General features: G+C 73.7%; 14 protein-coding genes. All 14 read right to left on the minus strand.

The genetic code is table 11. From position 1 onward, the window contains the following. Positions 1–253: 253 nt before the first annotated feature. Positions 254–1,321 (minus strand): polyprenyl synthetase family protein, encoded by a 1,068-nt coding sequence (locus tag ACQP1S_RS24565; protein ID WP_091238412.1) that lies wholly within the window; start codon positions 1,319–1,321, stop codon positions 254–256. Next, positions 1,318–2,838, minus strand: coding sequence for an alkaline phosphatase family protein (locus ACQP1S_RS24570; RefSeq protein ID WP_432899676.1), 1,521 nt, complete (start codon positions 2,836–2,838; stop codon positions 1,318–1,320). The genes ACQP1S_RS24565 and ACQP1S_RS24570 overlap by 4 nt, the downstream gene beginning before the upstream one ends. 64 nt (positions 2,839–2,902) lie before the next feature. Continuing rightward, complete coding sequence (gene eboE, locus ACQP1S_RS24575; protein ID WP_432899679.1) at positions 2,903–4,141, minus strand: metabolite traffic protein EboE; 1,239 nt, start codon at positions 4,139–4,141, stop codon at positions 2,903–2,905. Continuing rightward, positions 4,141–4,995 carry a TatD family hydrolase gene (locus tag ACQP1S_RS24580; protein WP_357777731.1) on the minus strand — a complete coding sequence of 285 codons (855 nt, stop codon included), beginning with the start codon at positions 4,993–4,995 and terminating at the stop codon, positions 4,141–4,143. Before ACQP1S_RS24580 ends, eboE begins: the two co-directional genes overlap by 1 nt. Before the next feature lies 1 nt (position 4,996). Continuing rightward, positions 4,997–5,599, minus strand: a complete 603-nt coding sequence (locus ACQP1S_RS24585) for an EboA domain-containing protein (protein ID WP_432899682.1) — start codon at positions 5,597–5,599, stop codon at positions 4,997–4,999. A 37-nt stretch (positions 5,600–5,636) separates the two neighbouring features. Next, positions 5,637–6,650 carry a sugar phosphate isomerase/epimerase family protein gene (locus tag ACQP1S_RS24590; protein ID WP_432899685.1) on the minus strand — a complete coding sequence of 338 codons (1,014 nt, stop codon included), beginning with the start codon at positions 6,648–6,650 and terminating at the stop codon, positions 5,637–5,639. Then, on the minus strand, positions 6,565–7,638 hold the full coding sequence (locus ACQP1S_RS24595) for an SCO3242 family prenyltransferase (protein ID WP_432899688.1): 1,074 nt from the start codon (positions 7,636–7,638) through the stop codon (positions 6,565–6,567). Before ACQP1S_RS24595 ends, ACQP1S_RS24590 begins: the two co-directional genes overlap by 86 nt. Further along, positions 7,635–8,783 carry an inositol-3-phosphate synthase gene (locus tag ACQP1S_RS24600; protein WP_432899691.1) on the minus strand — a complete coding sequence of 383 codons (1,149 nt, stop codon included), beginning with the start codon at positions 8,781–8,783 and terminating at the stop codon, positions 7,635–7,637. Before ACQP1S_RS24600 ends, ACQP1S_RS24595 begins: the two co-directional genes overlap by 4 nt. 470 nt (positions 8,784–9,253) lie before the next feature. Beyond that, entirely contained in the window at positions 9,254–10,429 is a 1,176-nt protein-coding gene (locus tag ACQP1S_RS24605; RefSeq protein WP_432908278.1) for a Gfo/Idh/MocA family protein, read from the minus strand. 53 nt (positions 10,430–10,482) lie between these two features. Next, entirely contained in the window at positions 10,483–11,538 is a 1,056-nt protein-coding gene (locus ACQP1S_RS24610) for a substrate-binding domain-containing protein (protein WP_091238437.1), read from the minus strand. Positions 11,539–11,664: 126 nt separating this feature from the next. Then, positions 11,665–12,786, minus strand: a complete 1,122-nt coding sequence (locus ACQP1S_RS24615; protein WP_091238440.1) for an ABC transporter permease — start codon at positions 12,784–12,786, stop codon at positions 11,665–11,667. Positions 12,787–12,817: 31 nt separating this feature from the next. Next, positions 12,818–14,401: a sugar ABC transporter ATP-binding protein gene (locus ACQP1S_RS24620; protein WP_432899696.1), complete on the minus strand. Its 1,584-nt coding sequence runs from the start codon at positions 14,399–14,401 to the stop codon at positions 12,818–12,820. Between the two features lie 55 nt (positions 14,402–14,456). Further along, positions 14,457–15,635 carry an ROK family transcriptional regulator gene (locus ACQP1S_RS24625; protein ID WP_432899699.1) on the minus strand — a complete coding sequence of 393 codons (1,179 nt, stop codon included), beginning with the start codon at positions 15,633–15,635 and terminating at the stop codon, positions 14,457–14,459. 362 nt (positions 15,636–15,997) lie between these two features. Beyond that, positions 15,998–17,092, minus strand: coding sequence for a YihY/virulence factor BrkB family protein (locus tag ACQP1S_RS24630; protein WP_432899703.1), 1,095 nt, complete (start codon positions 17,090–17,092; stop codon positions 15,998–16,000). Between the last annotated feature and the right edge of the window lie 85 nt (positions 17,093–17,177).

Here is a 17,177-nt window from a genome sequence, read left to right on the forward strand (position 1 = left end):
ACGTGCCGCCACCTGGCGACGCGCGCCCGCCACGTGGGGACGCCCGCCCGCGACGTGGGGACGACCCGCCCGTGCGGGAATCCACATTCATCTGATGAAAGTCAGCCGCCGCACCGGACGGACAGGCGCTCCTGCCGGCCGGCGCACCGCGAACCTCCGCGCACCACACCGAGGAGGCCAGCAGCACGGGCAACGCGAACAGGTGCTCGGTCGTCCGCGCCCCGGCCCGACGAGGGGCGCGGGCCGACGCGGGTCAGTGCCGCCGGTGCACGGCCTGGTCGGCCAGACCGGCCAGGGCGGTACGGGCCGGCTCCGCCAGCGGCACCTGGGCGAGCGCCACCCGGGCCGCGTCGGCCCGGACCCGGATCAGCCGCTCGATCTTCTCCCGCGCCCCGGTCGCCTCGATGATCGCCCGCAGGTCGGCGGCGCCCGCCGCGTCCAGCTCGGGATTGCCGAACAGCTCCCGCAGCCGGGTGGCCTGCGCCCGGTCGGCGGCGTCGCGGGCCAACGCCATCATCACCGTCGGCTTGCCCTCCCGCAGGTCGTCCAGGATCGACTTCCCGGTCACCGCCGGATCACCGAAGACGCCCAGCACGTCGTCGCGGAGCTGGAACGCATCCCCCAGCGGGTCACCGAAGTCGACGAGCGCCGCGATCAGCTCCGCCGGGGCGCCGGCCAGCGCCGCGCCGATCTGCAACGGCCGGGTCACCGTGTACCGGGCCGCCTTCATCCGGATCACGGTGAGCGCGCTGGCCACCGAGCCGTCCCCGACCCCGGAGACCAGATCCAGGTACTCCCCCGCGATCACCTCGGTGCGCATCCGGGCAAAGACCCGGTAGCCCTGCCAGATCTGCGCGGAGGTCATCCCGCACTCGTGGAACATCTGATCCGACCAGGCCGCACAGAGATCACCGCAGAGCAGCGCGGTGTTCCGGCCATAGGTCTCCGGGTCGCCCCGCCACGCCGACCGGGTGTGCAGCTCGGCGAAGACCCGGTGCACCGACGGGGCCCCCCGTCGGTGGTCGCTGCCGTCCAGGATGTCGTCGTGGATCAGCGCGAACGCGTGGAACAGCTCCAACGCCGCCGCAGCCACCACGATCGGGCGGTCGTCCGCGCCCCCGGCACCCCGCCAACCCCAGTAGCAGAACAGCGGGCGCAGCCGCTTCCCGCCGGCCAGCACGAACCGGTGCAGCGCGGTGAAGATGCCCCGCGGCGCGCCGTCCGGCCAGTCCGGGCCCTGCCGGTCGAGAAACGCCCCCAACTCGGCGTCGAAGCGGGTCCGCAGGTCACTGGCATCGGTCGGGGCGGCGGTGACCGTCACCGCCGCTCCCCCGTACCCGGCGGACCGGTCGGGGCCGAGGGCGGTCCACCGGCAGCCGACCCGGTCGGCGTCCCACCCGCCGCAGCCGTCGGCACGGCACCCGCAGCCGGTTCCGCCCCGGTCGGCGCGGTGGCCGGCACCAGGCCGGCCAGGTCCAGCAGCAACGCCTTGACCTCGGTGGCGGCGAAGGAGTCCCGGGCCGCGGACGGGTCGGAGCAGAGCAGCACCGGGCCGTCCGCCGGGTCGGCCGGCAACCGGCCGTGCGAACCGCGTACCGCCCGCGCTCCCGCGTCCAGGCCGACCACGCTCATCAGGTAGCGCATGCCCAGCTTCTTGCGGGCCAGGGCCACCCCCGCCCGACGCTTCGCCGCCCCCGGCCCCGCCGGGTCGAAGAACAGCTCCGCCGGGTCGTACCCGGGCTTGCGGTGGATCTCGACGTTGCGGGCGAAGTCCGGGGCGCGGTCGTCGTCCAACCAGTAGTAGTAGGTGAACCAGGAGTCCGGCTCGGCCACCAGCACCAGTTCCCCGGCCCGCTCGTGGTCCAGCCCGGCCGCCGCCTTGCCCTCGGCGTCGAGCACCTCGGCCACCCCGGGCAGACCGGCGCAGAGCTTCGCCACCGCCGCCACGTCCGCCGGGTCCTTCACGTAGACGTGGGCGATCTGGTGGTCGGCCACGGCGAACGCCCGGGACGTCCACGGGTCCAGGTACTCCATGCCGTCCTGGGTGTAGACCCGCAGCAGCCCCTCGGCACGCAGCAGCCGGTTGACGTCCACCGGCCGGGAGACGTCGGTGATGCCGTACTCGGAGAGCGCCACCACTGTCGCGTCGGCGGCCCGTGCGGCGTCCAGCAGCGGCGCGAGCACCGCGTCCAGCTCGGCCGCCGCGGCGGCGGCCCGGGGCGAGGACGGGCCGAAGCGTTGCAGGTCGTAGTCGAGGTGCGGGACGTAGACCAGGGTCAGGTCGGGGGCCTGGTCGGCGAGGATCCGCTCGGCCGCCTGACAGATCCACCGGGACGAGGGCAGCCCGGCGCCCGGCCCCCAGTAGGTGAACAGCGGGAAGGTGCCGAGGGCGTCGGTGAGCGTGTCGTGCAGCTCCGGCGGATCGGTCCAGCAGTCCGGTTCCTTACGCCCGTCGGCGTAGTAGATCGGGCGGGGCGTGACGGTCCAGTTGACGTCCGCGCCCATCGCGTACCACCAGCAGACGTTGGCCACCGTGTAGCCGGGCTCGACCCGGCGGGCCGCCTGCCACACCTTCTCCCCGCCGACCAGCGCGTGGTGCTGCCGCCACAGCAGCACCTCACCGAGGTCGCGGAAATACCAGCCGTTGCCGACGATGCCGTGCCCGGCCGGCGGTTCACCGGTCAGCAGGGTGGCCTGCGCCGAGCAGGTCACCGCCGGCAGCACGGTGCCCAGCTCGGCGGAGAACCCCTGCTCGGCGACGGCACGCAACCGGGGCATGTGGGCCAGCAGCCGGGGGGTCAGGCCGACCACGTCCAGCACCACCAGGCGGCGGCTCATGCCGACACCCCGCTGCGTCCGGCGCGGCGGTGGCACCGCACGGTGCCCGGTCGGTGGTGCTCGCTCATCGTCGTACCCCCAGGGTTGTCGGGACGGCTCGATCGGCCGGAGTCGGGCCGGGGACGGCCCGGTCGGCCGGAGTCAGGCCGAGGGTGACCAGTTCGTCGCGGGCGAAGGCCAGCTCGGCGGCGATCCCGAGGGCCAGCTCCGCATCGGTGCGCGGCCGCCGCGCCGCCGGCAGCACCCCCCAGGTGTACGTCTCGACGTCCAGGTGGTCGCAGCCGGCGGTCGGGCCGGCGAGCAGCGCGCCCAGCGCGGTGCGCAGCACCGGCAGGGTGGAGGTCAGCGGCGGCTCGGGCGGGGCGTGCAGCGGCACGTGGTAGTGCACCCGCCACGCCCCGGGCAGCCGCGCGGCCAGCGCGGCGTCCAGGTCGTCGGCCGCGTACGCCGGGTCGGCCGGGTCGGCGACATGGGCGCAGCCGGCGGTGCGGGTCTGGTGCAGGAAGCGGGGCTCCACCCAGCGGCCCAGCGCCTCGGCGTCGGCGACCGGGTCGGCCGCCTCCAGCGCGGCGGAGACCTGCACCTTGACCACCGGCAGGCCGGCGGCGCGCAGCCGGGCCAGCGCCTCGACGGGCTCCTCCCAGGCGCAGGCGAGGTGGGCCAGGTCGAGACAGATCCCGAGCCGCTCCGGGTCGAGGCCGGCCAGCAGCGCGGCGGCCTGCCCGCTGCTCTCCACCACGCACCCCGGCTCCGGTTCGAAACCCACCCGCACCGGGCGGCCGGTGTCGCGTTCCACCTCGGCCAGCCCGGCGGTGAGCGCGTCGAGCCGGTGGCGGGCCGCCTCGGCGTGCGCCGCGTCCCAGGGCTGCCGCCAGGCCAGCGGCAGGGTGGAGATCGATCCCCGGGCGGCGTCGTCGGGGAGCAGGTCGGCCAGCACCCGGGCCAGGTCGAGGGTGTAGCGCAGCCGCTGCCCGGTGGTCCAGTCCGGGTGGTAGACCGCGCCCTTGACCACCGGGGCCTGGAAGGCCGCGTACGGGAAGCCGTTGAGGGTGACCACCTCCAGCCCCCGGTGGGTCAGCTCGGCGCGCAGCCGGCGGCGGGCGGCCGGGTCGGCGGCCAGCTCGGCGGCGACCGGGGCGGCCAGCCACAGCCCCAGGCCGAGCAGGTCGGTGCCGAGCGCCTCGCGCACCGGCAGGGCGTACGTGTCGAGCTGGGCGAGGATGCCGGCGGTGTCCTCGGCGGGGTGCACGTTGGTGCAGTAGCCGAGGTGGACGGTGCTGCCGTCGGCGTGCCGCAGCCGCATCAGTCGCCGCCGCGCAGGATGGAGTTGCCCTCGAAGGTGCCGGTGGCCGGAGCGTCCAGGTCGGTCAGGTCGAGCCGACCGGACTGCCCGTAGAACTCCACCGGGTTGCGCCAGAGCACCCGGTCGACGTCGTCGTCGGTGAACCCGGCGGCCAGCATCGCCTCGCCGGTGGCCCGGGTCAGCAGCGGGTCGGAGCGGCCCCAGTCGGCGGCCGAGTTGACCAGCATCCGCTCGGTGCCGTACGTGCGCAGCAGCTCCACCATCCGCGGCGGCGACATCTTGGTGTCCGGATAGATGGAGAAACCCAGCCAGCAGCCGCTGTCCCGGGCCAGCTTCACGGTCACCTCGTTGAGGTGGTCCAGCGCCACCCGGCCGGGGGCGATGCCGCTCTCGGCGACCACCGCGAGGCTGCGTTCGACGCCACGCGCCTTGTCCCGGTGCGGGGTGTGCACGAGGGCGGGCAGGTCGTGGTCGACGGCCAGGGCGAGCTGGGTGGCGAACGCCTCGTCCTCGGCCGGCGTCATGTCGTCGTAGCCGATCTCGCCGACCGCGACCACCGCGTCCTTCTCCAGGTAGCGGGGCAGCAGGTCGAGCACCGGGCGGCAGCGCGGGTCGTTGGCCTCCTTGGGGTTCAGCGCCACGGTCGCGTGGTGCCGGACCCCGAACTGCCCGGCCCGGAACGGCTCCCAGCCGATCAGCGAGTCGAAGTAGTCGGCGAAGGAGGCGGCGCTGGTGCGCGGCTGCCCCAGCCAGAAGGCCGGCTCGACCACGGCGCGGACCCCGGCGGCGGCCATCCGCTCGTAGTCGTCGGTGGTCCGCGACGTCATGTGGATGTGCGGGTCGAAGATGCGCATGTCACGCCTCCCTGATGGTGAGCCGGTCGAGCAGTGCGGTGGCGTCGGCGGGGAGCTGCCGGCCGGCGGCGTGCCGTTCCGCGGCGAGCGCGGCGAGCATGGCGGCCAGCTCGGCGTCGGCCCGGTCGTCCAGGTCGGCGACGGCGGCCAGCGGCACCCCGATGAACACGCACTTGAGCACCGCCTGCCGCCAGGCGTCCGCCGTCAGGTGCCGGGCGTACGGGCCGAGTGCGGCGGCGACCAGCCGGGTGTCGTTGGTGCGGATCGCGTCGTGCAGCAGCGGCACCCCGGCGTCGTCGATCGGCAGCAGGGGCAGGGCCTTGAGCACGGCCCGCTTCTCGGCGGCGTCGCCGTGCCGGTAGACCTCCTCGGCCTGCCCGGCGGCCTGGTCGGCGGGGAGCGCGGCCAGCAGCAGCGCCCGCGCCGCCTCGTCGGCGGTCCAGCCGGGGGCGCCGGGCAGGTCGTGGCGGCCGCACCGCCGGGCGGCGGCCGGGAACGACCGCGCCACCGTGCCGGGCTCGGCCGCGGCGCGGCGCAGCGCGGTCTCCAGCCAGTCGGGATCGGGTACGCCCTCCAGCGCGGTCCGCAGTCGATCCGGTGTCATCCGTCTCCCCTCCCCAGGTGTGTGCGCTCGGCGGTGGTCAGTCCACCCCGGTGGTGCGGTCGGCCCCGACGGGCGCGGGTGGTGCGCCCGGGTCGAGGCCGGCGTGCCGGGCGGCGGTACGCAGGAAGTCCAGCGACCGGGCCGCCACGGTGGGCGCGGCGTGCGAGTGCCGGGGCAGCTCCACGGCGACCAGTCCCCGGTAGCCGGCGTCGGCCAGGGCCCGCAGCACCGGTGGGAAGTCGATCTCGCCGGTGCCGAACTCCAGGTGCTCGTGCACCCCCCGGCGCATGTCGTCGATCTGCACGTTGACCAGGTGCTCGGCCACCTGGTGCACGCAGTCCGGCACGCTCGACGACTCCAGGCAACGGCAGTGTCCGATGTCGAGGGTGATCCCGAAGCAGGCCGGCTCACCGAGGGCCCGGTGCAGCCGACGCCAGCCGGCGATGTCCTCGACCAGCATTCCGGGCTCCGGTTCGAAGCCCAGCCGCACCCCGGCCCGGTCGGCGGCGGCCACCACCGTGGCGCACCCGGCGACCAGCCGGTCCCACGCGACCTCGGGGGCGACGTGGCCGGGCCGGATGCCGGCCCAGCAGGAGACCGCCTCCGCGCCGAGGTCCGCGCCGACCCGCACGGCCCGTTCCAGGAAGTCGATCCGGCCGGCCGGGTCGTCGTGCAGCAGCGTCGGGGCGTGTTTGCGCCACGGGTCGAGCAGGAAGCGGGCGCCGGTCTCCACCACCACGCCGAGACCGAGCGCGGCCAGCCGGTGCGCCACCGCGTCGACCCGACGGGCCAGCCCCGGCGCGTACGGGTCGAGGTGGTCGTGGTCCAGGGTGAGCGCGATCCCCTCGTAGCCGAGGTCGGCCAGCACCGTCAGGGCGTCGTCGAGCCGGTGGTTGGCGAAGCCGTTGGTGCCGTAGCCGAACCGGAGCCGGTCCACCTCGCCGGCCGACGGGCCGGCGGTGGGGTCAGCCGGGCGGTCCGGGGCCGGGCGGCGGCGCGACGTGTCGGCAGCGCCCGCAGCGGCCGGCGGGACGGCGTGCGGGGTGGTCATGTCGGGGAGAGCTTCCGGGCCAGCCGGCCGCCCAGCGGCGCGGCGAGCGCGACCAGCGCACCGAGCAGGCCGGCGCCGGCCCGTGCGGTGAGCGCGCCCTGCAACGAGGGCAGCCCGGTGATGCCGGCCCCGACGGCCGCCCGGACCCGACCGGCGGTGGGGTCGGCGGCCACCTGGACCTGCGCGCCGCCGTACCGGGCGACGTACCAGCCCGCCAGTCCGACCGGCAGCGCGGCGGCGAGCGACCGGCCGACACCGGCGGCACCGGCGCGGACGCCCGGTGCGGTGCGGCGACCGGGGTCACCGGCCGCGCCGGTCGCCGCCGGCACCGCGTCGTCCCCGGGGTCGGCCGGTGGGTGCCCGGGGTCGGCCGGTGGGTGGGGCGGGGCAGGGTGGTGGCGGCCAGCGCGACCAGGGCGGTGCCGGCGAGGGTACGCCGGGGCAGGGCGACGTCGGCCCCGCTGACCTCACGCCGGGACAGGGCGGTGACCGTCCAGGTGTGCGCGGCGACGGTCAGCGCCGCCGGCAGCGCCCGGACCGGTCGGCCGGACGACGCGCCGAGCAGCACGTCCAGCCCCCGGCAGGCGGCCATCACGGCGGGACCGGCGGCGGTGTTCTTCGCTGCCAGGTCGTACCCCCAGATGGTGGCGGCGAGCGGGAGCGCGATGGCGGTGGCCCGTCGGCCGCCCACGGCGGCGGCCAGGCCCAGGCCGGCGGCGGTCAGTCCGACGGCGACCCCGGCGGCGGCGGTCGGGCTGATCCGGCCACTCGGGATCGGCCGTTCCGGGCGTTCCTCGGCGTCCAGCCGGCGGTCCGCCCAGTCGTTGGCGGCCATCCCGGCCCAGTAGAGCAGGACCGACGCGCCGGCCAGCCCGGCGGTACGTGGGCCGAGCACCCCGGCGGCCGCCGCCCCGGCCACCAGATCCCCCGGTACGGAGAGCGCGGCCGGCGCCCGGACCAGCTCGGCCAGGTCGGCCACGCTGGTCACCCGGCACCCCCGGCGTGCAGGTCCCGGGTGAAGTCGACCAGCCGCTGCCACTGCTCACTCAGCGAGTGGGTGGGGGCGTCGATCGGGTCCTTGAAGAAGAAGGCCAGCTCGGGCAGGGGGCCGACCCGGCCGGCGGCGTGCGCGGCGGCGGTGAGTCGGGCCAGGTCCAGCACCAGCGGGGCGGCCAGCGCGGAGTCGCAGCCGTGCCAGGTGAACTCCATCCGCATCCCGGTGCCGAGGAACCCGGCAAAGGTGATCAGGTCCCAGGCGGTCTTGAAGTCGCCCAGGTCCTCGACGTACTCGATCCGGGTGCCCCCCTGCGGCACGTAGCCCAGCGTCTCGCCGAGGACCCGCTGCTTGCTGTCCACCTTGGCGGCGTTGGCGCCCGGCTCGGCCAGGGTCGCCCCGTCGCCGCCACCGAGCAGGTTGACCCCGGACCAGGAGCGCACCGCCAGGTGACGCATCGCGAACATCGGGGCGAGCACCGACTTGACCAGGGTCTCCCCGGTCTTGCCGTCGTGCCCGGCGTACGGCAGGCCACGCTGGGCGGCCAGCGCCGCGAGCGCCGGCAGGCGCAGCCCGGTGGACGGGGTGAAGTCGACGTAGGGGCAGCCCGCCTCGACGGCCGCGTACGCGTACAGCGAGCTAGGCGGCAGCACCTCGTCGGGGCCGGCGAGCGCGGCCCGCAGGGCGTCCGGATCGGCGTGGCCGGGGTGCGGCGACGGGGCCGGTTCGGTGGCGGAGACGTTGACCACCACCACCCGGTCGAGCTGGTGCCGGTCGCGGAACGCGGTCAGGTCGGCGGTGATCGCGGCGGCCCGGTCGGCCTGGCTGCCGCCGGTCGGTGCGGGCCGCAGGTCGTCCTCGACGGCGGTCAGGTCGGCGGCGAGGGCGGTGGCCAGCCGGCCGGGCAGCACTCCGGCGGCGGCGAGCGCGTCGGCCCGCTTCGTCAGCGGGGTGGTGGCCACGTCGTGGCCGCCGAAGACCAGGTCGGCGAAGGTGGGCAGGGCGGGCCCGCGCAGGTCGGGCAGTTCGGTGACGCAGCCGGTGGGGGCGGTGAGGCCGGCCCGCAGGGCGAGCCCTCCGACGATGCCGGTGGTCGCGACGGAACCGCGCGCTCCCACCAGCCAGACACCCGTACGCATGGTGCTCCTTCCGGATGGAAACGTGCTGTCGGTCCGGTCGTGCTGTCGGGGCGCGGGGTGGCCCCGCCCGCCCGGTCGTCCGGGGTGGCACCGGGCACGGCGCAGACGTCGGCGGCGTCGACGCCACACCCGGTTCCCGTACGGCGTGCGGGCGGGGCTGGCAGGCAGGGCCGGTTCGGCGTCTCGGCCCTGCCTCCCCGCATCCGGCCGACGGCGGCGGCGCGCCCTCGGCCGGACGAATGGTGGTGGTGATCCGGACTCCCCAGGGGGATACCCAATCACACTCATCTATATTCCTGCTATCGGCCCTCCGGTGCGACCGGGGAATCCCGGTCCGGCCGCACCGGACGGCCATCGTGCGCGTGTCCCGGGCCGGGTGGCCCGGGTGCGCGCCCTCCACTGCCGACCCCGGCCCGGCCGCGGGGCGCAACCGCGGCCGGTCCCTCGCCGGTCGACGGCGGAGTGCCTGGTCAGACGGCGAGCGCGGCCAGGGCCTGCTCGACGTCGGTCCACTGGGAACCGAGTTCCGCCGACCGGGTCACCGCGTCCAGCACCAGCTGGACCTGCAACGCGTCGGCGAACGACGGGGTCGGGTCGACGCCGTTGGCGACCGCCTCGACGAAGTCCCGCATCTCGTGCGTGAAGGAGTGCTCGTAGCCGATGATGTGACCCGGTGGCCACCACGCCGCCATGTACGGGTGCTCGGCCTCGGTGACCAGGATCCGGGCGAATCCCTGCTCGGTCGCCGGCCGGGTGGCGTCATAGAACTCCAGCTCGTTGAGGCGTTCCAGGTCGAACACCACCGAGCCGAGCGAACCGTTGATCTCCACCCGGAGCGCGTTCTTGCGGCCGGTGGCGAACCGGGTCGCCTCGTACGTGGCCAGTGCGCCGTCGTCGAGCCGGGCCACGAAGATCGCGGCGTCGTCGACGGTGACCGTGCCGGTCGCCGTCGCGGTGCCGTCCACCTCGGCGGCCAGGCCGCTCGACGCGCCCGGCAACGGGCGCTCCTTGACGAACGTCTCGGTCACCGCGCTGACCCCGGTGATCCGTTGGCCGGTCACGAACTGGGTCAGGTCGATGATGTGCGCCCCGATGTCGCCGAGGGCACCGGAACCCGCCTTGTCCTTGTCCAGCCTCCAGACCAGGGGGAACTGCGGATCGACGATCCAGTCCTGGAGATACGTCGCGCGGACGTGCCGGATCGTCCCGAGCCGGCCTTCGTCGACCAACTGTCGCATCAGCGCGACGGCGGGCACCCGGCGGTAGTTGAACCCGCACATGGACCGGACCCCGGCGGCCCCGGCGGTGGCTGCGGCGGCGGTCATCGCCCGCGCCTCGGCCACCGTGTTGGCCAGCGGTTTCTCGCAGATCACATGCTTGCCGGCGGCGAGCGCGGCAAGGGCGATCTCGGCGTGGCTGTCACCTGGGGTGCAGATGTCGACCACGTCGATGTCGTCCGAGGCGACCAGGGCACGCCAGTCTGTGGTGTGCGCGTCCCAGCCCAGCCGGTCGGCTGCCTCGGCGACCTTCGCGGCGTCCCGGCCGCAGATCTGCGTCATCCGAACCCGGGCAGGCAGGTCGTACACCCGGTTCACGGTCCGCCACGCCTGTGAGTGCGCGGCGCCCATGAACGAGTAGCCGATCATGCCGACCCGGAGTTCGCGGTGATGAGTGGACAAGGTGGGTCTCCCCCCGTGTATCAGAACCCGAGCTTGAGGTAGCTGCTCGCGTTCTCCTTGGTGATCGTCTCCGAGGCGAGGACGATCACCTTGGGCACCTGGAGTTCCACCAGGTCGGACATGCCCTTACCCTGGGCGATCAGACGGGCCAGGGAGATGGCCGAGGAGGCCATCGACGGGCTGTAGGTCACGGTCGCCTTGAGCACCGTGTTGTCGGCCTGGATGTCCTCCATGGCCTTCTTCGAGCCGGCGCCGCCGACCATGAAGAACTCCTTGCGGTTGGCCTGGTTCACCGCGGCCAGGACACCGATGCCCTGGTCGTCGTCGTGGTTCCAGACCGCGTCGATCTTCGGCAGCGCCTGGAACAGGCCGGTGGCGGCCTGCTGGCCGGAGTCGGCGGTGAACTCCGCCGGCCGCCGGTTGGCCACCTTGAAACCGGCTGCGGCCAGCGTGTCGGCGAAGCCCTTGGAGCGCTGCTGGGTCAGCTCCAGCGAGTCGATGCCCGGGATCTCGCCGATGATCGGGGCGCTGACGCCCTTGGCCTTGAGCTGCGCCACGATGTAGTTCGCGGCGGCCACACCCATGCCGTAGTTGTCGCCCGAGATCTGGAGGCGGTAGGCCAGCGCGTCCGGGAAGGCACGGTCCAGGTTGACCACCGGGATACCGGCCTTCATCGCCTCCAGGCCGAAGGCGTTGAGCTCCTTGCCGTCGTGCGGCAGCACCACGATGACGTCCGGCTTCTGGGCGACCAGGGTGGACAGCGCGGCCCGCTGGGCCGCCGCGTCCGCGCCCGCCTCGACGGTCTTGAAGTCCACGTCGGAGTACGCGCCGGCCTGTGCCTTGGCGTTGTTGGTGATGGCGGCGATCCAGCCGTGGTCGGCGGCGGGGGCGGAGAAGCCGACGGTGACCTTCTTGCCGGGGGCGGCGTTGCCACCACCGGAGTTGTCGGCCGCCTTGGTCTGCGCCGCGGTCGGTGTGGACTCGTTGCTGGTGCAGCCGGCGAGGAGCACACCGGCGCCGACCGCCGCGCTGCCGAAGAGCATCCGGCGACGGGACAGGTCACGGGGCTGGGTCATGACGACCTCCTGAAATGACGGATGGTGGGGTGAAAAAGGTGGTGCTGATCCCGGCCACCGTCGGTGGCCGCCGGAATGCGATGGTGCGGAGGGTAGGGACGCGCCCGGTGGGGGCGGCGCGGCCGGTCAGCCGGAGGTGGTGGCCTTCTGGCGGCCGAAGAACTGGGTGACGCTGCGGAACTGCACCTGCTGGATCAGGACGGCGCCGACGATGATGCCGCCCTTGACCATGTTCTGCGCCTCGGTGGACAGGCCGTTGATGGCGAAGAGGTTGGTGATGGTGGAGAAGATCAGCACCCCGAGCAGGGAGCCGACGATGGTGCCCCGGCCGCCGCTGAGCAGCGTGCCGCCGATGATGGCCGCGGCGATCGCGTCCAGCTCGTACAGGTTGGCCATGGCCGCCTGGGCGGAGTTGGCCTGCGCGGTCAGCATGATCGCGGCGATGCCGCAGCAGAGTCCGGAGAGCGCGTAGAGCAGCAGGGTGTGCCGCCGGACGTTGATCCCGGCGAGCCGGGCCGCCTCGGGGTTGCCGCCGACGGCGACCGTACGCCGACCGAAGGTGGTCCGGTTGAGCAGCACCCAACCGGCGGCGACCACGGCGGCCAGGATGTAGACCAGCAGCGGGATGCCGAGCACGTCGGTGCTGGCGATGCCGTTGATGAAGGAGTTGTTCGACACCTGGGTCTGCTTACCGGAGATCTGCGCGGCCAAGCCCCGGGCGGCGACCATCATGGCCAGTGTGGCGATGAACGCCACCAACCGCCCGTAGGAGATGAGCACCCCGTTGACCACTCCGACCGCCGTGCCGACCACGATCGCGGTGAAGATCATGCCGCCGGCGCCGTAGCTCTGGGTGGCGAGCGTGGTCGCCCACACTCCGGCGAGGGCGACGATCGCGCCGACCGACAGGTCGATGCCACCGCCGATGATCACGAAGGTCATCCCGACGGTGACCACCCCGACCACCGAGGCGAGCTTGAGGATGGTCAGCGTGTTGCCCCACACCCAGTCCGGGTTGGAGTAGAGGTCCCAGCGGGTGGCGGCGCCGATCACGACCAGCACCACCAGCACGCCGATCAGGCCGAGGTTACGCTTCGCGCCCTCGCCCCCGTCGCCCTGCCAGAAGGACAACCCGCCCGCCCGGGGCTTCTCCTTGAGCGACGCCGTCACCGCCGGGTCGACCGGCGGGGACTGCGCCGGCAGGTCGGCCGGCCGGTCCGGTGTCGCGGTCCCGGTCGACTCACTCATACCGTCACCTCGTTATGCTCACTGCGCTCGCTCATGCCGGCGCGCCTTCCATCAGAGACCCCGCCATGACGAGGTCGAGCACGGTGTTCTCGTCCAGTTCGCCGGCGGGCGCCTCGCGCACCATCCGGCCCTCGCGCATCACCAGCACCCGGTCGGCCAGGCCGAGCACCTCGGGTACCTCGCTGGAGACCAGCAGTACGCCGACCCCCTGGGCGGCCAGGCCGCGGATCACCCGGTACAGCTCGGCACGGGCCCCCACGTCCACCCCCCGGGTCGGCTCGTCGAGCAGCAGCAGCCGGGTGTCGCCGAGCAGCCAGCGCCCGACCACCACCTTCTGCTGGTTGCCGCCGGACAGGGTGCGTACCGCCCGGCGCACGTCGTTGGGCCGGAGCTGGAGTTCGTCGGCGATCCGTTCCGCCTCGGCCCGTTCCCGCCCGGCGTTGGTGAAGCCGAGGCGGGCGTACCGGGTGAAGGTCGCCAGGGTGACGTTGCGGTGGATCGGCTCGCCGAGCAGCAGCGCCTGACTCTTGCGCTCCTCCGGGGCCATCCCCATGCCGGCCCGTACGGCCGCGCCGACGCTGCCCGGCCGCAGGGTCCGACCGCCCATCCGGACGGTGCCGGACTCGGCGCGGCGGGCCCCGTAGATCGTCTCCAGCAGCTCCGAGCGGCCGGAGCCGACCAGCCCGGCGATGCCCACGATCTCACCGGGGCGGACGCTGAGCGAGACGTCGGCGAACTCGCCGGTCCGGCTCAACCCCTCGACCCGCAGCAGGTCCTCTACGGCGGCCGGCGCGGTGGGACGGTCCGGGAAGACGTACTCGATGTTGCGGCCGGTCATCCGGGCCACCAGGTCGCGGGTCGGGGTCTCCCGGGCCGGCAGGTTCGCCGCGGTGGTCCGACCGTCCTTGAGTACGGTGACCCGGTCGCCGATCTCGCGGATCTCCTCCATCCGGTGCGAGATGTAGATGACCGCGATGCCCTGGGCGGTGAGTTCCCGGATGATCCGGAACAGGTTGTCGACCTCGTCGTGGGCCAGCACCGCGCTCGGCTCGTCCATGATGATCAGTCGGGCCTCGTGGGACAGCGCGCGGGCCATGCTGACCACCTGCTTGCCGGCGGCAGGCAGGGCCCGCACCATCCGGCCGGGCGGGATCTCGCCGTGGCCGAGCCGGCTCAGGATCTCCCGGGTACGCCGGGCCATGTGGCCGCGTCGGACGAACCCGGCGACCTTCGGCTCGTGGCCGAGGAAGGCGTTCTCCGCGACCGACAGGTCCTCGACCAGGTCGAGTTCCTGGTAGATGGTGGCGATGCCGGCGCGCATGGCGGCCTGCGGGTTGGCGAAGTGCGCCGGTTCGCCGCGCCACTGCACCTGACCGGAGTCCGGCCGGTGCACCCCGGCGAGCACCTTGATCAGGGTGGACTTGCCGGCGCCGTTCTGCCCGAGCAGGCAGTGCACCTCACCGGCCCGCACCTCCAGCTGCACACCGTCGAGGGCGCGTACCCCGGGGAAGGTTTTGACCACGTCGGTCAGCCGCAGCACGACCTCACCGGCGACGGTGTCGGCGGGCGCCTCGACCAGCGGGCTGTCCCCGGAGGGGGTCGATTCGGTGCTCATCGCGGATACTCCGTTCGCGACTGCGGGGCTCGCAAAACCGGCTCACTCCTCGCGCTCACGATGCCTCCCCGAAGGCGACGTCGCTGGCGAGGACGGCCGCACCGGCCACTCCGGCGCGCGGTCCCAGCTCGGACAGGACGACCGGCAGGTTGCCGGTGGCCAGCGGCAGCGAGCGGCGGTACACCACGCTGCGGATCTCGGCGAGCAGGATGTGCCCGAGGTGGGCCAGCCCGCCGCCAATGACGATCATCGACGGGTTGGTGAAGCTGACCAGCCCGGCCAGCACCTGCCCGACCCGGCGGCCCCCGTCACGGATGAGCTGGATGCAGACGACGTCGCCCTCGATCGCCGCCTCCGCGACGTCGCGGGCGGAGACCGCGCCCCGCTCGGCGAGCCGCTCGGCCAGCGCGGGCGAGGTGCCGGTACGGGCGGCGACGCCGGCCTCCCGGGCCAGGGCCGCTCCGCTGAACACGGCCTCCAGGCAACCGGTGTTGCCGCAGGAGCAGGTCGGACCGCCGGCGTCGGCCTGGATGTGGCCGATGTCCCCGGCACAGCCGTCGGTGCCCCGGTAGACGTCGCCGCTGAGGTAGATCCCACACCCTATTCCGGTGCCGATCTTGATGAAGAGGAAGTCGTCGACCGAGTGCGCCACCCCCCCGTGCCGCTCACCGATCGCCATGATGTTGACGTCGTTGTCGACCACCGCCGGGCAGCCGTGCTCCCGGCTGAGCAGCTCGCGCACCGGGTAGCGGTCCCAGCCGGGCATGATCGGCGGTGACACCGGCAGCCCGTCGCGGAAGCTCACCGGCCCGGGTACGCCGACGCCGACGCCGTTGAGCCGCTCGTACGCCCCGTCCACCCGGGCCTTGTGCAGCAGGTCGTTGACCCGGTGCAGGATGGCCTTCGGGCCGGAGCGGATGTCGGCGACCTCGGCGTACGCGGCGACCGGCTCCAGCCGCCCGTTGACCACCTCGACGTCGATCGAGCTGGCGCCCAGGTCGACGGCGGCGAACCGGAGGTCGGGGTTCAACTCGACCAGGGTGGAGCGACGACCGCCCCGGGAGGCGGCCAGTCCGGCCTCGGCCACCAGGCCCAGCCCGACCAGGCGCTCCAACTCGGTGAGGAGCCGGGGTCGGGGCATCTGCAACCGGTCGCCCAGCTCTGCCCGAGACGCGGGCCCCTCGTCGCGGAGCAGCCGCAACAGCTGCACATGCAGGGGATCTGCCGCCCGCACGGGACTCACCTCCGTCTCACGGTTCACATTGACGTCACGCCGATGTGTTGTGGTCGACACAGTAGGAGACTTCCGAGGGGCATGTCCATACCTTCAGTCGTTCCGTCGGCAACTTTTGTCCGAAAGAACAAAAGCTACTAGTGGATCAAGAAAAGGTTGACAGACCGGAAAACCGCCGCAACGACCTGCTACCGCCACCGGGTGACCCTCGCACACCGGCCCCACGCCGGGCGAGAGAACCGTTACCGCATCAGGTGGGATCGTGACAAGCCACCGCCCCGCCACGGGGCACGTGGCGGGGCGGGTGCGGCATGGCGGGCGGCGAGTCAGGGACCCGCAGCGCGGTAACGCGGCCGGACGCCTCAGCGGCCGGGGGCGGCGTTGCGCTTCTTGCGCAGCTTACGGTCGTCGCGCAGCTCGACGTACGGCTCCTCGTCGGGGTCGTGGCCGGCGGAGATCGCCCGGCCCCGCTCCAGCTCGGCGTCGAACTCGGCACCCAGCAGGATCGCGAGGTTGCTCAGCCAGAGCCAGATCAGGAAGATGATCACGCCGGCCAGCGCGCCGTAGGTCTTGTTGTAGGACCCGAAGTTGCTCATGTACAGGGCGAAGAGGCCGGAGACGAGCAGCCACAGCAGCACCGCCAGCACGCCCCCCGGGCTGACCCAGCGGAAACCGCCGTGCCGGGCGTTGGGCGACGCCCAGTAGAGGATGGCGAACATCAGGCTGACCAGCACCAGCAGCACCGGCCACTTGGCGATGTTCCACACCGTCACCGCCGTGGAGCCGAGCCCGATCGCGCTGCCGACCTGCTCGGCGAGGCCGCCGGTGAAGACCACGATCACCGCGGCGGCGAGCAGCAGCACACCGACCAGGGCGGTCACCCCGAGCCGGATCGGCAGCGTCTTCCACACCGGCCGCCCCTCCGGCACGTCGTAGATGCTGTTCGAGGCACGCATGAACGCGCCCACGTAGCCGGAGGCCGACCAGAAGGCGGCGACCAGACCGATGATCGCGGCGACGCTGGCCAGCCCACCCGACGAACCCGCCTGGTCGATCGCGGTCTCGATGATGGTGCGGATGTTCTCCTCCGGCACCACCTGGCCGACCGTGTCCCGGACCCCGCTGGTGGCCCGCTCGCCGAGCAGACCGAGGATCGAGATCAGCACCAGCATCCCGGGGAAGATCGACAGCACCCCGTAGTAGGTCAGCGCGGCGGCCCAGTCGGTCAGGCTGTCGTCCTGGAACTCCCGGCCGGTGCGCTTGAGCGCCGCCTTCCAGTCCGCGCGGGGCAGGTCGGTGGGGCTGTCCGGGCCGTCGTCGGGACCGACCGGCCGGGTACGCGCGTCCGCCTCCCGCCGCTCACCGGAGCGCCGTTCACCGGACCGGTCCCGGTCGTGCCGGGCTGCGGTCACGGTGCCCGCGTCGTCGCGGTCGGCGTGGGTCTCGTCGGAGGCCATCGCCCCTCCTCGGGGATCTGCGGATGTCGCCCTCCGACATGCCCCGCCGAAGCCGCCGACTAACCCCCGACCAACAACAGGGGCG

The organism is Micromonospora matsumotoense (assembly GCF_050951065.1).
In the GTDB taxonomy this organism is placed as follows: Bacteria; Actinomycetota; Actinomycetes; order Mycobacteriales; family Micromonosporaceae; genus Micromonospora; species Micromonospora matsumotoensis.

Bases quoted from the DNA above. Each gene is read 5' to 3' on its own strand.
- ACQP1S_RS24630 (WP_432899703.1), bottom strand. From the start codon at position 17,092: ATGGCCTCCGACGAGACCCACGCCGACCGCGACGACGCGGGCACCGTG.
- ACQP1S_RS24580 (WP_357777731.1), bottom strand. From the start codon at position 4,995: ATGCGCATCTTCGACCCGCACATCCACATGACGTCGCGGACCACCGAC.
- ACQP1S_RS24570 (WP_432899676.1), bottom strand. From the start codon at position 2,838: ATGAGCCGCCGCCTGGTGGTGCTGGACGTGGTCGGCCTGACCCCCCGG.
- ACQP1S_RS24610 (WP_091238437.1), bottom strand. From the start codon at position 11,538: ATGACCCAGCCCCGTGACCTGTCCCGTCGCCGGATGCTCTTCGGCAGC.
- ACQP1S_RS24605 (WP_432908278.1), bottom strand. From the start codon at position 10,429: ATGATCGGCTACTCGTTCATGGGCGCCGCGCACTCACAGGCGTGGCGG.
- ACQP1S_RS24620 (WP_432899696.1), bottom strand. From the start codon at position 14,401: ATGAGCACCGAATCGACCCCCTCCGGGGACAGCCCGCTGGTCGAGGCG.
- ACQP1S_RS24615 (WP_091238440.1), bottom strand. From the start codon at position 12,786: ATGAGTGAGTCGACCGGGACCGCGACACCGGACCGGCCGGCCGACCTG.
- eboE (WP_432899679.1), bottom strand. From the start codon at position 4,141: ATGCGGCTGCGGCACGCCGACGGCAGCACCGTCCACCTCGGCTACTGC.
- ACQP1S_RS24585 (WP_432899682.1), bottom strand. From the start codon at position 5,599: ATGACACCGGATCGACTGCGGACCGCGCTGGAGGGCGTACCCGATCCC.
- ACQP1S_RS24600 (WP_432899691.1), bottom strand. From the start codon at position 8,783: ATGCGTACGGGTGTCTGGCTGGTGGGAGCGCGCGGTTCCGTCGCGACC.
- ACQP1S_RS24590 (WP_432899685.1), bottom strand. From the start codon at position 6,650: ATGACCACCCCGCACGCCGTCCCGCCGGCCGCTGCGGGCGCTGCCGAC.